General features: G+C 71.8%; 9 protein-coding genes. 6 read left to right on the forward strand and 3 right to left on the reverse strand.

Annotated elements, in window-relative coordinates:
- Positions 1-59: 59 nt before the first annotated feature.
- The gene (locus tag AC1DZA_RS04955) at positions 60-1028 is read left to right on the forward strand and encodes an aldo/keto reductase (protein ID WP_476771927.1); all 969 of its coding nucleotides are present in this window, start codon (positions 60-62) and stop codon (positions 1026-1028) included.
- Positions 1029-1119: 91 nt separating this feature from the next.
- Entirely contained in the window at positions 1120-2289 is a 1170-nt protein-coding gene (locus tag AC1DZA_RS04960) for a DUF4192 family protein (RefSeq protein WP_476771928.1), read from the forward strand.
- Here the strand turns inward: AC1DZA_RS04960 and AC1DZA_RS04965 are convergent.
- From AC1DZA_RS04965 to AC1DZA_RS04975, 3 genes are read right to left on the reverse strand one after another with little or no spacing between them, the layout of a single operon-like run.
- The gene (locus AC1DZA_RS04965) at positions 2276-3721 is read right to left on the reverse strand and encodes an NAD(P)/FAD-dependent oxidoreductase (RefSeq protein ID WP_476771929.1); all 1446 of its coding nucleotides are present in this window, start codon (positions 3719-3721) and stop codon (positions 2276-2278) included. The two genes, AC1DZA_RS04960 and AC1DZA_RS04965, sit on opposite strands and share 14 nt — an antisense overlap.
- Entirely contained in the window at positions 3721-5133 is a 1413-nt protein-coding gene (locus AC1DZA_RS04970) for an aspartate aminotransferase family protein (RefSeq protein WP_476761126.1), read from the reverse strand. Before AC1DZA_RS04970 ends, AC1DZA_RS04965 begins: the two co-directional genes overlap by 1 nt.
- 28 nt (positions 5134-5161) lie before the next feature.
- Positions 5162-5644: an Lrp/AsnC family transcriptional regulator gene (locus AC1DZA_RS04975; RefSeq protein WP_476761125.1), complete on the reverse strand. Its 483-nt coding sequence runs from the start codon at positions 5642-5644 to the stop codon at positions 5162-5164.
- Positions 5645-5803: 159 nt separating this feature from the next.
- Between AC1DZA_RS04975 and AC1DZA_RS04980 the strand changes: the two genes are divergently transcribed.
- The 4 genes from AC1DZA_RS04980 (at position 5804) to AC1DZA_RS04995 (ending at position 15222) form a co-directional block, all read left to right on the forward strand.
- Positions 5804-6982, forward strand: coding sequence for an FHA domain-containing protein (locus AC1DZA_RS04980; protein WP_476771930.1), 1179 nt, complete (start codon positions 5804-5806; stop codon positions 6980-6982).
- On the forward strand, positions 6979-7809 hold the full coding sequence (locus AC1DZA_RS04985; protein ID WP_309972963.1) for a PP2C family protein-serine/threonine phosphatase: 831 nt from the start codon (positions 6979-6981) through the stop codon (positions 7807-7809). The genes AC1DZA_RS04980 and AC1DZA_RS04985 overlap by 4 nt, the downstream gene beginning before the upstream one ends.
- A gap of 124 nt (positions 7810-7933) precedes the next feature.
- Positions 7934-9352: a serine/threonine-protein kinase gene (locus AC1DZA_RS04990; protein WP_476771931.1), complete on the forward strand. Its 1419-nt coding sequence runs from the start codon at positions 7934-7936 to the stop codon at positions 9350-9352.
- The gene (locus AC1DZA_RS04995) at positions 9349-15222 is read left to right on the forward strand and encodes an Ig-like domain-containing protein (protein ID WP_476771932.1); all 5874 of its coding nucleotides are present in this window, start codon (positions 9349-9351) and stop codon (positions 15220-15222) included. Before AC1DZA_RS04990 ends, AC1DZA_RS04995 begins: the two co-directional genes overlap by 4 nt.
- The last annotated feature ends 3 nt before the right edge of the window (positions 15223-15225 follow it).

A 15225-nucleotide genomic window follows, 5' to 3' on the forward strand; every position in this document is an offset into this window, starting at 1 on the left:
CGGGTCGGCTGGGGAGGACGAGTCGAGAGCCGAGGACCGTGCGCGAATAGGCTGGAGCGATGACGGATCTCGAGTACCGCTCCCTCGGCCGGTCGGGCCTCCGCGTCTCGACCGTGGGGCTCGGCGGCAACAACTTCGGTCGGGTGGGCACCGCCACGGAAGGCCAGGAGGGCACGGACGCCGTGGTGGCCGCGGCGCTCGACGTCGGCGTCAACCTCATCGACACCGCCGACATCTACGGCCGCGAGTACGGACTCGGCGAAACCCTCCTGGGTTGGGCGCTGCGCGGGCGCCGCGACGAGGTCGTCATCGCGACGAAGTTCGGGCACTCGAGCCTGCCGTCGCCCCTCCCGGCGTGGGGAGCACGGGGCTCGCGCCGCTACATCCGCCTCGCCGTCGAGGGGTCGCTCCGGCGGTTGCAGACCGACTGGATCGACCTGTACCAGCTGCACACGCCCGACCCTGCGACGCCGATCGACGAGACCATCGCGGCACTCGATGACCTCGTGCGCGCCGGCAAGGTGCGCTACCTCGGCCACTCCAACCTGAGCGGCTGGCAGATCGCGGAGGCGGAATACGTCGCGCGCGAGCTGGGCGCCGCACGCTTCATCTCCGCGCAGAACGAGTACAACCTGCTGGCGCGGGGCGTCGAGGCCGAGGTCCTCCCGGCCGTCCGGCACCTGGGGCTCGGCTTCCTGCCGTACTTCCCCCTGCAGAACGGCCTGCTCACCGGAAAGTTCCGGCGCGACGACCAGCCCGCCGACACCCGCATCATGCGTCAGCGCCGTCACCTCGTCGACGACGCGCCATGGGACGTGCTCGACCGATACCGCGACTTCGCCGACGCACGCGGCATCAGCATGCTCGAGGCCACGTTCGGATGGCTGCTCGCTCAGCCGTCGCTCACGAGCGTGATCGCCGGCACCACGCGGCCAGAGCAGATCCGGCAGAACGCGGCCGCCGGTGTCGCCTGGCGGCCGACCGACGCCGATCTCGACGAGGTCTCCCGGATCTTCGCCGCGGGTTGAGTCCTCCTCCCCAGGCCTCGCCCTGCTGAGGGCCACCGATACGGAAGTGGCGCCGGGGTGCGAGGGATGCCGCGGGCGCCATGCTCACCGCATGACCACCATCATCCGTGCCACCGGTGCCCACGACCTGCTGGCCATCGTGCCCACCCTTGCCGGGTTCATCCCCGAACGCTCGATCGTCTGCGTGGCCTTCCGCGGCACGCGCTCGGCCGGCGTCCTCCGTCACGACCTCCCTCGGCGCGCGGCCGAGCGGCAGGCGGTCGTCAGCGCCATCATCGGCACGCTCTGTCGGATGCCGGGCGTCGATGCCGTCGTGCCGATCGCGTACACCGACGCGACCTTCGGCGCGACCCGCCGGTTCCCCGAACGCGCGCTCCTGTCGCTGCTGGTCCGGCGCATCGAGCAGGCCGGATTCGTGGTGCGGGACGCCCTCTGCCACGGCGCCGACGCCTGGGGGTCGCTTCTCGATCCCGCGACGCCCGCCAACGGGCATCCGGTCGCGATGATCGACGAGAGCAGCGCACTGAGCCGGGTTCCGGGCGACGCCCGCTCGATCGGCGGCGTGGCCGACTCCAGTCGCCTGCCGACGCCCGACGACGCCACCTCCCGCGCGATCGCCGAGCACCTCGCCCGATTCGACGACCTCGAGCGAGGCGATGCGGCGCTCGCCGAACTCGGCGCCGAGGCGGACCCGCTGGAGCTCGTCGAGGCCCTGCTCGAGGGCGAGCCCGGCGATCAGCCCGAACGCCGCATCGCGTGGTTCCTCCACCTGGCGCGGCGACCGGGCATCCGCGATGCGATGATGCTGCAGTTCGGATTCGGGCCGGTGGTCGGCGAGACGGCCCTGGACGACGCCTTCGAGACCGCCGCGGTGGCGGAGCGCACGGGAGAGACCGTCGACCAGGTCGTCCGTCGGCGGCACGCCGACGACCCTGGCGAGACGGTCTCCGACCTGCTCGCGCGGCTCCTGCTCGGGCAGACTTCCATCAGGCCCGATGCCGACCGGGTGCGCCGGGCACTCGATGTGGTGCGGTGCGCCGCAGCTCATGCGCCCGACGGCCACCGCGGGCCGCCGCTGTGCGTTGCGGCCTGGCTGGCGTGGGCACTCGGCATGGGATCGGCGGCCGGAGCGCTGCTCGAGCAGGCGATCTCGGCGGAACCCGACCTCTCGATGGCGGGGCTGCTCGCGTCGTTCATCGGCAGTGGCGCGCTCCCCGAGTGGGCATTCTCCCGACCCGGGTCGGATGTCAGTGGCCGGTGAGCGGACCCAGCAGCCGCGCGGCGACGGATGGCCGCTTCGTCACCCGTTCCTCGACGTCGGCGAGTTGCATGCCGAGCACGCCGAGGTTCGCGCCCGCGAAGCGGAGCGGCTCCGGCTCCCACAGGGGCGAACGGTGGTTCGCCCACGGGAGGGCGGTCAGCGCGGTGGAGCGCTCGAGCACGAGGTCGGCGAGCGTGCGGCCCGCCAGATTGGTCGTCGAGAGCCCATCGCCCACGTATCCGCCCGCGAAGCCGACCCCCGTCCTCGGGTTGTAGCTCGCGGTCGCGTGCCAGTCCCTCGCGATGCCGAGCGGACCACCCCAGCGGTGCGTGATCCGCGCGTCGCCCAACGCCGGGAAGAGCTCGCGCAGGGCACGGTGCAGGTGCGAGAAGACGTCGTCGACCCGCTCGTACGCCGGATCTACCGCGCTTCCCCAGTGATACCGGGCGCCACGACCACCGAACGCGAATCGATTGTCGGCCGTGCGCTGACCGTAGATCAGGAGGTGCCGGTAGTCGCTGAACGTCTGGCCGTGCGCGATCCCGATCTCGCTCCAGACCTCGTCGGGGAGTGGTTCGGTCGCGATCATCAGCGAGTAGATCGGGAGGATGCGCCGCCGAACGCGCGGCAGTTGCGAGCCGTAGCCCTCGAGGGCGATGATGACCCGGCGCGCCGAGACGGTCCCGTGCGCACCCGAGTCGACGGCATGGAATCGCACCTTCCCGGCGGCCCAATCGAGCACCTCCGTCCGCTCGAAGATCGCGACGCCGAGCGCCTCGACCACGCGGGCGAGCCCTCGCACCAGCTTCGCCGGGTGCAGCCGTGCGCACGCGGGATCGAACCCGGCGCTCGGGGAGGCCCCGTCGATTCCCGAGGCGCCGAAGCGCCCCGAGACCGCCGCGTCGTCCCAGTACTCGAGGCGATCGACACCGAACCGACGTGCCTCGCCGACGTCGGCGATGGCGGCTGCCCGCTGCACGTCGTTCCGCGCGAAGACCACCGTGCCGCCACGTTCGTAGTCGCACTCGATGCCCTCGGCTCGGGTGACGCGACCGACTTCCTCGACGGTGTCGATCATCGCGCGCCGCATGGCGACGGCCGCATCGAACCCGTGCTCGCGTTCCAGGGACGCTGCCGAGCGGGGGAACAGCGCCGAGCACCATCCGCCGTTCCGGCCCGACGCGCCGTAGCCGGCGATCTCGCGCTCGAGGACGGCGATCCGCAGCCGGGGTTCCGCCTTCGCGAGTGCGTACGCCGTCCACAAGGCCGTCAGCCCTCCGCCGACGATGCAGACGTCGAACGAGGCATCCGACGTCAGGGCGGCCCGGGGAGCCAGGTCGTCCGTGCCCGAGAGGACGACATCGTCGAGCCAGAAGCTCGCCTGCCGATACGTCGCCTCGCTGCCGTCCGTCGCGCGACGGAGCGACGCCATCAGAGCCGGTTCGAGGCTTCGGTGAGCACCCCTCGCAGGATCTGCTCGATCTCCTGGAACTCGGGCACGCCGATGGTGAGCGGCGGCGCGAGCTGGATCACGGGGTCTCCGCGGTCGTCGGCCCGGCAGTACAGGCCGGCGTCGAACAGGGCCTTCGAGAGGAACCCGCGCAGCAGCCGCTCGGATTCGTCGTCGTCGAAGGTCTCGCGAGTGGCCTTGTCCTTCACGAGCTCGATGCCGAAGAAGTACCCGTCGCCGCGCACGTCGCCCACGATCGGCAGGTCGAGGAGCTTCTCGAGCTCGGCACGGAACAGGGGGGAGTTCTCGCGCACGCGCTCGTTCAGCCCCTCCTCCTCGAAGATGTCGAGGTTCTCGAGGGCGACGGCGGCCGACACGGGATGACCGCCGAAGGTGTAGCCGTGGTAGAACGAGGTCGTCCCGGTGGCGAAGGGCTCGTAGATCTTCTCCGAGACGATCGTCGCGCCGATGGGGGAGTACCCCGACGTCATGCCCTTGGCGCACGTGATCATGTCGGGCACGTAGCCGTAGGCATCACAGGCGAACATGTGCCCGATGCGACCGAATGCGCAGATCACCTCGTCGGAGACGAGCAGCACATCGTACTGGTCGCAGATCTCGCGCACGCGCTGGAAGTATCCGGGCGGCGGCGGGAAGCATCCGCCGGAGTTCTGCACCGGCTCGAGGAAGACCGCCGCCACCGTCTCGGGACCCTCGAAGAGGATCATCTCCTCGATCCGGTTCGCGGCCCAGACGCCGAACGCCTCGAGGTCCTCGGACGGCGCGCCAACCTCTGCAGCCCGGTAGAAGTTCGTGTTCGGCACCCGGAACCCGCCCGGCGTGAGCGGTTCGAACATCGCCTTCATGGCGGGGATGCCGGTGATCGCGAGCGCTCCCTGGGGTGTGCCGTGGTAGGCCACGGCGCGCGAGATCACCTTGTGCTTGGTGGGCTGGCCCTTCAGCTTCCAGTAGTACTTCGCCAGCTTGAACGCCGTCTCGACCGCCTCGCCGCCGCCCGTCGAGAAGAAGACGCGGTTGAGGTCCCCGGGTGCGTAGTCCGCCAGCCGGTCGGCGAGCTCGATCGCCGAGGGATGCGCGTACGACCAGATCGGGAAGAACGCGAGCTGCTCGGCCTGCTTGGCGGCGACCTCGGCGAGGCGCCGGCGTCCGTGGCCGGCGTTCACGACGAAGAGGCCCGAGAGGCCGTCGAAGTACTTGCGGCCCTCCACATCGAAGATGTGATGGCCCTCGCCGCGGGTGATGATCGGCACTCCCGACGTCGCCATCGTGGACTGCCGGGAGAAGTGCATCCAGAGGTGGTCCTTGGCCTTCTGCTGCAGGTCCGCGTTGTCGTAGCGCACGTCGAGGCTCGTCGGTGAGTCGAGGGTGGTCATGGCTGTCCTCCTGGTTCGGGTCGCCCGCTCAGCGGGTGCCCCAGTTGTAGAACTGCTTCTGCAGCTTCAGGTATACGAAGGTCTCGGTGCTCTGCACGCCGGGCAGGTTGCGGATGCGCGAGTTCAGCAGGTTGATGAGTTCCTCGTCGTTCTCGCAGACCACCTCGGCGAGCAGGTCGAAGCTGCCGGCCGTGAGCACGACGTAGTCGAGCTCGGGGATCTCGGCGAGCTGCTCGGCGAGTTCTCGGGTGTCGCCGCCGGCGCGGATGCCGATCATGGCCTGCCGGGTGAAGCCCAACTGCATCGGATCGGTCACGGCGACGATCTGCATGACGCCCGATTCGGTGAGCCGCTGCACGCGCTGACGGACCGCGGCCTCCGACAGGCCGACCGCCTTGCCGATGTCGGCGTACGACCGCCGGCCGTCGGCCTGGAGCTGCTCGATGATCGCCTTGGAGACGTCGTCGAGGTGCACCGGCCGCAGCTGCGCCGAACGCGCGGAGTTCGTCATGCGTCGATCATGTCAGCGACGGATGCCGCTGGCAAGCGATTCCGTCGAAACCAGCGCGGTTCGCAACTGATTCCATACAATGCCATCTCCTATGTGGTGGATCCCACGGGATGAGTCCTTCGGGGACGTGTCGTGGCGCACGATGCCAGACTGGTCCACATGGTGGTCGGATCCGTCACGAGCGCGGCGGTGCCGGGCGCGCCCGCATGGGACATCGTCGTCGGCGACCGCTTCATCGCCGCGATCGCCGCGCCGGCGCCCGACGCGGCGACCACGGCCCTGGCGGCGGCAGCTGCCGACGAGACGGTGACCATCGAGGCCCTCGTCGGCCTGGTCCCGCTCGGCGGCGCCGACGCGGTGGAGTCCTTCGGCATCGTCTGGTGGCCGGGCGACTCGCCCGCCGAGGTGACGGCCGTCGTGCGCGGCGACGCCGTCGTCGACCTCACGTCGCCCGGCGGCACGAGGCGGTTCGACGCGCGCGACATCCGTCCCTGGCACCTCGCCGACTTCGACGCCGTGATCGCGATCCGCATCGTCGGGGCGGATGCGCCGCTCGATCACCTCGGCGAGACGAACGACGTGGTGGCGCACGCGCGCGCCAGCCTGCGCGCCTCGGCCCTCGAGTGGAACTCGCCCGCCGCGCCCCGGCGACCCCGGGCATCCGCCGCCGATGCCGACACCATCCTCATGGGCCGCGCACGGCCCGTCGCCGGCGCGGCCGGGCCGAACGCCGACGCTGAGCCCGGTACGCCCCTGGACTCGGCCGACACGATCCTCACTCCACGCCGGTCATCCGGTGCCGGCAGCCCGGTCCCCTCCGGACACGCGGCGGGTGCGCCCGTCACCGAGTCGCAACCGTCGTCGGCGGTGGATGCGCCCCAGCGGACGTCGACCGTGCCGTTCGTCGCCGAGGGGATACCCACGGCACCCGCGCCACCACCGCCGACCCTGGCCATCCCGGCGTTCCGGATCGGCGACGGCCGGCCGCATCCCATCGCCGGCCCGGTGCTCATCGGGCGCCGCCCGCTGGCGCCGCGCATTCCCGCGGCCGGAGCCCCGCCGGAGCTCGTGACCGTCTCCTCCCCGCGCGGTGCGGTCTCGGCCACGCACCTCGAGCTCCGGGTGGAGGGCACCCGCGTCGTCGCGACCGACCTGCGGTCGACGAACGGCACCACCGTGCACGGCAGGTCGGGCACGCGTCGCCTGCGCGCCGGCGAATCGATCGTCGTGGCACCGGGCACGCGACTCGACCTCGGAGACGATACGATCGTCGAGATCCTCCCAGCCCCCGTCGTTCCCCCCTCGAGCGAACCGAGCAGACAGCAGGCAGCGCCGTGACGCAGATCGGCAACGGAAACGCCAAGCACCGCATCACGCTGCCCGACGGCACCGAGGTGACGATCGCGTGGGCCGCCGTGACCGACACCGGCCTGCGACGCGAGGTCAACGAGGACAGCTTCGTGGCGCAGGCGCCCATCTTCGCGGTGGCCGACGGCATGGGCGGCCATGCCGCCGGCGACTTCGCGAGCGCCGCGGTCGTGACCCGCCTGGCCGAGCACGGCGGGCGCCTCACGATGGGCACGCCCGAGATCGACTCGGCCCTTCGTCTCGCCGTGCAGGACATGGGCCGGGGCGCCGGCGTCACCGATGAGGGCAGCGGCACCACGGTGACCGGCGCGGCCCTCGGGGCCATCTCCGACGAGCCGGCGTGGATCGTCTTCAACATCGGCGACTCCCGCGTCTATCGCCTCGTCGGCGGCGTGCTCGAGCAGCTCACCGTCGACCACTCGATCGTGCAGGAACTCGTCGACGCCGGCCAGATCACGCGCGAGGAGGCCGACACCCACCCGCATTCGAACGTCATCACGCGGGCCGTCGGGTTCCACGAGGCGCCGATTCCCGACTACCGCGCGATCGCCGTGGAGGAGGGCATGCGCCTCCTGATCTGCTCCGACGGGCTGACCAAGGAGCTGACCGCCTACGGCATCCGCCACTTCCTCGTCGCGAACCAGAAGCCCGAGAAGGCCGCGCGACAGCTCGTCGAGGCCGCGCTCGGCAACGGCGGCCGCGACAACGTCACCGTCGTCGTGGTCGACGTGCTGAAGGTCGTGCGACCGGCCGGTGCGGTGTGGCGCGGTCGCGGCGACGACAGCGACCTCGACTGACGGATGCCGCGGGCCCGCGGCCTTCTGCACAACCTCAGGTGCGGCATCCGCGGCCAATCTACAATGGGGGCACCGGGCGCCCGCCGGACCTCCGAGCGCCGACGCACCCGACGCTGGGAGGAACGTGACGAGGCGCCTGCCGTCCACCCCGCCGAACCTGCCCGGGTTCGCGTTCATCAGGGTGCTCGGATCCGGCGGATTCGCCGACGTCTTCCTCTACGAGCAGAACATGCCGCGACGCCTCGTCGCCGTCAAGGTGCTCCTCGCGGAGGTCGTCAACGACGAGCTCAGGCAGATGTTCCAGGCCGAGGCGAACCTCATGGCGCAGCTGTCGTCGCACCCGTCGATCCTCACCGTCTACCAGGCGAGCGTCGCCGCCGACGGACGGCCCTACCTCGTCATGGAGTACTGCTCGTCGACCCTCGGCCAGCGGTACCGGGCCGTGCAACTGCCGCTCGCCGAGGTGCTCTCCATCGGCGTGCGCATCGCGAGCGCCGTCGAGACCGCGCACCGCCAGGGCGTGCTGCACCGCGACATCAAGCCCTCGAACATCCTCACAACGGCCTACGGACATCCCGTGCTGTCGGACTTCGGCATCGCGTCGACCCTCGGCGAGGCGGAGACCAGCGACGCGGTGGGCCTCTCCATTCCGTGGTCGGCGCCCGAGGTGCTGCACGACGACGTGTCGGGCACCGTCGCGAGCGAGGTCTGGTCGCTCGGCGCGACCGTCTACTCGCTCATCGCCGGTCGGAGCCCGTTCGAGGTGCCGGGCGGCGACAACGGCACCGCCGCCCTCATGGGGCGCATCGAGAAGGCCAAGCCCGCGCCGACGGGTCGCGTCGACGTGCCGCGCAGCCTCGAACGCGTGCTCGCACGGGCGATGTCGAAGCGGCCGCAGGACCGCCAGGCCAGCGCGCTCGAGTTCATCAGGGACCTGCAGGCGGTCGAGGAGGGGCTCGGGCTGCTGCAGACGCCGCTGGAGGTCGCCATGGACGACTGGGCGCTCGCCACGGCCGTCGACCTCGACGAGCGCACCCGCATCGGCGGGCAGCACGCCGTCGCCGACGCGAAGGGCTCCCGTCGCCGCACTCGCCGCTCGGCCCCGCGCGGCCCGGGCACCATCCTGAGGACGGACACCCGGTCGCACGACGACACGACCGGCCGCGCACGCACCGCACCGCCGACCACGAAGCGGGTCGTCTGGGGAATCTCGATCGCCGCGGCGCTCATCGTCGTGCTCGTCGGCGCCGGCGTCTTCGCCGCGGTGCAGGGGGCACGCGGCATCCCCGTCGTCACCGACGTGCACGGCACCGCCGCGGGCACCACGGTGACCTTCACCTGGGACGACCCCGGCATCGAGGGCGGTGACGCGTACGTGGTCGCCGTCGACGGCGTCGCGTCCCCCATGCAGCGGGACGCGAGCTACGTGGTGACCGTGGCAGACGGCGACCGCGTGTGCGCGACCGTCACCGTCACCCGCGACGGCAAGTCCGGTGCGCCGAGCGCGGAGCGCTGCGTCGACGTCGAGGAGGGCGTCGGATGATGCGGGTCCCGCAGCTCGGACGCCACCGGTCGGCCCTCGCCACGGTCGGGGCGGTCACCGCCGTCGTCGCCGTGGTGGCCGTCGTCGCCGTGGCCTCGGGCGGGTACGCGGCGCAGCGGATGGACCTCGGCGACGCCTCGGTCTGGGTCGTGAACGACGAAGACCAGTCGGTCGGCCGGGCCAACACCGCCATCCTGGAGCTCAACTCGGTCGTCGAGACCGGTGGATCCACGTCCGACATCCTCCAGCAGGGCGCGACGGTGCTCGTCCTCGACCAAGACCGCGCGAGCGTCGGCATCGTCGACCCCACCACGTCGAAGATCACGAAGTCCGTCGCGGTGCCCCCCGACGAGACGACCCTCGCGCTCGCCGGCGACCGGGTCGTCGTCGCGTCGGGCGGTGCGGTGTGGTCCGTGCCGGCCTCCGGGTTCGCGGACTTCGACAGCGACGCCGAACCCTCCCTGACGTTCGGAGCGGGCGCCGTGACCTCGGTCGACCCCGCGGGGGTGCTGTTCGCCTACACGCCCTCGACGGGTGACGTCGCGCGCGTCGACGCCGCCGATGAGGAGACGGTCGCCGAGCGTTGGCAGGCGCGCCCGCTCGACGGCGATCCCGAGGTGCAGATCACGTCCATCGGCGAGCGGTGGGTCGTGCTCGACGCCGATTCGCGGCGCCTCCTCCTCGACGGGCGCGAGGTCGACCTCTCGGGGGTGCTCGGCGCCACCGACGACCCGGTGCTCCAGGTTCCGGCGCTCACCGGCGATTCGGTCGCCATCGCGTTCCGGGGCGGCGTCATCAGCGTCGGCCTCGACGGCGGCGAGCCCCGGGTCGTCCGCGAGGGCGTGAACGGTGCGCCCGCCGCGCCGGTCATGCACGACGGTTGCCTCCACGCGGCCTGGGGCCGAGATGCCTGGCGCTCGTGCGCGCCGGACGATCCCGGCGACCTCACCCGGCTCGACGGTGCCGCCCCGGGCAGCGCGCTGGCCTTCGCGGTGAACGGCACCACGCTCGTCCTGAACGATCGCAAGTCCGGACGGACCTGGACCGCCGCCGACGGCTACGCGCTCATCGACAACTGGGACGAGCTCCTCGAGACCCAGCACGACGAGGAGACGATCGAGCAGAACGATCCCGAGACCGAGCCGACCGTCGAGAAGACGCAGGTTCCGCCGATCGCCGTCGACGACGAGCTCGGCGCCCGTCCCGGCCGCTCCACGCTGCTGCCCGTGCTCCTGAACGACTACGACGCGAACGGCGACGTCCTCGTCGTCGACGCCGTCGACGGCGAGATGCCGCCCGGTGCACGCCTCGACCCGGTGTCGAACAACCAGCAGCTGCAGCTGACGCTCGATCCGGCGGCATCCGGCAGCATGTCCTTCGGCTACACCGTCGGCGACGGCCGTGGCGGAACGGCGCACGCGGTGGTGGCCGTGACGGTGCGCGACCCCGAGGAGAACTCGCCGCCGAAGCAGCAGCGCGAGAACCACGCCTCGGTCGAGGCCGGCGGCCGCGTGACCACCGCGGTGCTGGGCGACTGGATCGACCCCGACGGCGACCCGTTCTTCCTCGAGTCCGCCGCGGTGGACGCGCCCGATCGCCTGTCGTCGACCGCGGAGGGCATCGTCGTCTTCGACGAGGCCGGCGGCGCCGGAGCCGCCCGCACCGTTGGGCTCGCGGTCTCCGACGGCCGCGACACCGGCAGCGGCGTCCTCACGGTCTCGGTGCGCGCACCAGGCGACGTCCCGCTCATCGCCGAGCCGTTCGTGGAGCTCGCCACGGCCGGCGAGGAGATCAAGATCGATCCGCTCCGGCACGTGCGGGGCGGATCGGGGACCTACCGACTGAGCGCGGTGCCGGCCAAGCCCGACGTGCAGGTCGTGCCCGACTTCGACGGGGGCAGCTTCCGCTTCACGAGCGCCGACGTGCGCACCCACTACCTCGAGTACTCGGTGACCGACGGCACGCAGACGGCCACGGGCCTGGTCCGGGTCGACGTCTCGGCGCCGCCCGACCGCGACACGACGCCCATCACCGTGCCGCACACGGCGTTCCTGCGCGTCAAGCAGCCGGTCGACGTCGACGTGCTCGCGACCGACATCGATCCGACGGGCGGCGTGCTCATCGTCACGGGCATCACCGACGATGCCGGCGACGAGGGGGTGCGCGTCGAGGTCGTCGACCATCGGATCCTGCGCATCACCCTCGACCGGCCGCTGGCGACCGGGTCCACGACCGTCGGATACCGAGTGAGCAACGGGCTCGCCGAAGCCGACGGCCAGGTGACGCTCGTCGAGGTGCCGCCTCCGACCCGCGCCCAGCCCCCGGTCGCCGCGCCCGACACCATCGCGGCGCGCACGGGCGACGTCATCGACATCCGCGTCCTCGACAACGACGAGCATCCCGATGCGATGCCGTTCACGCTCGCCCCCGACCTCGAAGCGAAGCCCGCCGGCGGGTTCCTGTTCGCGGCGGGCGACCGGCTGCGGTACTACGCGCCAGAGGAGGCGGGCGAGTTCCAGGCGACGTACCGCATCGTGGCGTCCGACGGGCAGACCGCGACCGCCACCGTGAGCATCTCGGTCCGCGACGCGGACCCCGAGACCAACTCCGCGCCCGTGCCGCCGTCGATCACCGCGCGCGTGATCGCGGGCGAGAAGGTCCGCATCCCCATCCCCCTCGGCGGTACCGACCCCGACGGCGACTCCGTGCAACTGCTCGGCCAGGAGTCGAACCCCGAGCGCGGCGCCGTCATCGCACGCGGCGCGGACTGGCTCGAATACCAGGCCGGCGACTACTCCCCGGGAACCGACACCTTCCAGTACTCCGTGGTCGACGCCCTCGGGGAGCGCGCCATCGGCTCCATCCGGGTCGGCATCGCCCCCAAGTTCGACGGCGCCCGGCTGCCGATCGCGGTGGCGGACGAGGTCACCGTGCGCCCCGGGCGCACCATCTCGGTGCGCGTGCTCGACAACGACTCCGATCCCGACGGGGGCTCGCTCGAGATCACGAAGCTCGAGCCGAACACCGAGGGGGCGACGGGCGAGATCGACGGCGACACGGTGCGGGTCGAGGTGCCCGACGTCGAGGGCGAGACGGCCTTCTGGTACACGATCGAGAACGACCGGCTGGGTACCGCGTCCGCCTTCCTGCGAGTCATCGCCGCCGACGACGCTCCGCTCGCACGCCCCGAGGCATCCGACACCGTGCTGAGCCTGAGCGACATCCTCGACGAGGACGTCGTCGACGTCGAGGTGCTGCGCAACGTGTTCCTCGCCGACGGCGATGCCGCCGACCTGACCGTCGGGCTCGTATCGGGCTACGACTCGGGTGCACAGGTGCGTCGCGACGGCAGCATCCGCGTGACCGTCGAGGACCGTCGCCAGATCATCCCGTTCTCCGTGAGCCACCGCGAGGATCCGAGCGTCGTCTCGTACGCGTTCATCTGGGTGCCGGGCCGCGACGACGCGCTGCCGCAGTTGCGCCGGGACGCGCCCGACGTGGAGGTGCGAAGCGGCGCGGAGGTCGTCCTCGAGCTCGACGACTACGTCATCGCCGCGTCGGGCCGTCCGGTGCGGATCGCCGACGAGGCCAGCGTGCGCGCCTCGCACAGCGACGGCACCGACCTCGTCGTCGACGAGGACACGGTGCGGTTCCGCAGCGAGACGGGCTACTTCGGCCCGGCATCGCTGTCGATGACCGTGACCGATGGCGAATCCGGCACGGATCCCGCCGGCCGCACCGGCACGATCGTCATCCCCATCGACGTGCAGCCCACCGAGGACCAGCCGCCCACGTTCGTCGGCGGGGTGATCGACTTCGAACCCGGCCAGTCGAAGACCATCGACCTCGTGAAGCTCACCACCTACCCCTACCCCGAGCACCAGGACGAGCTGGCCTTCCGCATCCTCGAGCCGCGGCCCGACGGGTTCTCGCTGTCGCTCGACGGGCAGGAGCTCACCATCTCGGCCGCCGAGGCGAGCCGGACCGAGGGCAGGCCCACCGTCTCCATCGCCGTGCGCGACGAAGCGCACGAGGGCACGGCCGGCCGCATCGAACTGCGCGTGGTGCCCTCGACTCGCCCCCTCGCCCAACCCGCCCCCGACTACGCCGTCACGGCCCGCGGCCGCACGACCACCATCGACGTGCTCGCGAACGACCGGGGTACGAACCCCTTCCCGGGCACGCCCTTGCGCGTCGTGCGGGTGACCGGGATCGGCGACGACCTGCCCGCCGGCGTGCGCGTCGTTCCGAGCGCCGACCGGTCGACGCTCACTGTCGACGTCGACCAGCGCGCCGAACCCATCAACACGACCCTGCAGTACCAGGTGGCCGACGCGACCGAGGATCCCAGCAGGTACGCCTGGGGCTCCGTCACGATCTCCGTACAGGACCGGCCGGATCCGGTGACCCAGCCGCAGGTGACCGGATTCGGCGACCGCACCCTCGACGTCGCCTTCGGGGCGGGCGGCTTCAACAACTCGCCGATCACCGGCTACGAGATCTCCCTGATCGACGCCGTCGGGGGCGAGGTGCTCGACACCTCCTCCTGCGCGGCGACGACCTGCACCGTGCCGACGCCGGGGAACGGGCAGGGCAACGCCGTGCGTGTCCGCATCCAGGCCCGCAACGACATCGGCCTCTCCGATGCGGTCGAGGCGCCGGGTCCCATCTGGTCCGACGTCATCCCGCCGCCGCCGGCGGACCTTCGCGCGCTTCCGCTCGACGGGCGCCTCCGGATCGAGTGGTCGCCGGTCGACTCGGGCGGCGGCAGCCAGGTCGGCTCCTACGTCGTGAACGTCGCCGGCGTCTCGAGCGAGGTCGACGCGGGCGCCGCCTGCACGCCCACGCTGTGCACCACCGAGTCCCAGGGCATCGCGAACGGCACGCAGGTCCCGTTCACCGTCAGCGCCCGCAACCAGGCGTACCCCGCACTCGCGGCCTGGACCGAGGCCGGGGGCACCGGCACGCCGTTCGGGTCGCCGATCGCAGGCGGCATCTCCGTGGTCGGCGACGCGGCCGCGGGCACCGTCACGGTCTCGTGGTCGCCGTTCGAGGGGAACGGCGACGCGATCGGCGGCTACTTCGTGCAGCGGCTCGCCGACGGGCAGACGGGCGTGCCCTCCGGTCCGCAGGCCTGCTCGGTCACCGCGCCCGCGCCCGGCCAGGTCCTCGCTCCTGCCAGCGGCGGCTCCGTCGCCGAGGTCGTCCAGGTCGGGTCGGATGCCTCGAGTGTGCAGTTCTCCGGCACCGTGACCGAGTCGACGCGGTACTCGTTCGTCGTCTGGGGATTCAACCGTGCCGCCTGCGTGAACACCGAGGTCGCCGGCATCGTCGTGCGCCCGGCACCGGGTGCCGTCAACAGCGTGCAGAGCGACATGTCGTGGATGAACGAGGAGACGTGGGACCGCTACATCTCGAGCGTCGACGCCGGTGCGCCTCGCCTCCAGATCGTCGCGGTCGACGGCAACGGCGCGCAGCTCGGACAGCCGACGGACTTCCGCGGGTCGGGCTGGCTCCGCGCGCTCCTCAACCGGCCGTTCGGCGAGTCCGCCCGCTTCCAGGTGCGTTCGTGCTCGCTCTGGGGCAGCTGCGGGCCGTGGTCGGCGATCATGCCGTCCAGCGCGAGCCCGTCGCTGACGTTCGCCTTGTCGAGCCGGGTGTGGGATGCGGCGTCCAAGACGTGGTCATGGGCGGCCGCCCCCGACAACTCCGGCCTGCCCGCCGCTTTCAGCTGCGGCACCGAGGACGGCCGCAACTCGCGGAACGCGCAGTCGGCGAACACCTGCCAGGTGCCCGACGCGAACGAGGCCGACCGGGTCTGGTTGGATGTTGAGGTCGCGGGTGTGACCGCCAGGTACTGGAACCGATGAGCG

The sequence above is a fragment of the Agromyces sp. P2_B3 genome, assembly GCF_056404815.1.

Coding starts and splice junctions, on each gene's coding strand:
- AC1DZA_RS04955 (WP_476771927.1), top strand. CDS start 60: ATGACGGATCTCGAGTACCGCTCCCTCGGCCGGTCGGGCCTCCGCGTC.
- AC1DZA_RS04960 (WP_476771928.1), top strand. CDS start 1,120: ATGACCACCATCATCCGTGCCACCGGTGCCCACGACCTGCTGGCCATC.
- AC1DZA_RS04965 (WP_476771929.1), bottom strand. CDS start 3,721: ATGGCGTCGCTCCGTCGCGCGACGGACGGCAGCGAGGCGACGTATCGG.
- AC1DZA_RS04970 (WP_476761126.1), bottom strand. CDS start 5,133: ATGACCACCCTCGACTCACCGACGAGCCTCGACGTGCGCTACGACAAC.
- AC1DZA_RS04975 (WP_476761125.1), bottom strand. CDS start 5,644: ATGACGAACTCCGCGCGTTCGGCGCAGCTGCGGCCGGTGCACCTCGAC.
- AC1DZA_RS04980 (WP_476771930.1), top strand. CDS start 5,804: ATGGTGGTCGGATCCGTCACGAGCGCGGCGGTGCCGGGCGCGCCCGCA.
- AC1DZA_RS04995 (WP_476771932.1), top strand. CDS start 9,349: ATGATGCGGGTCCCGCAGCTCGGACGCCACCGGTCGGCCCTCGCCACG.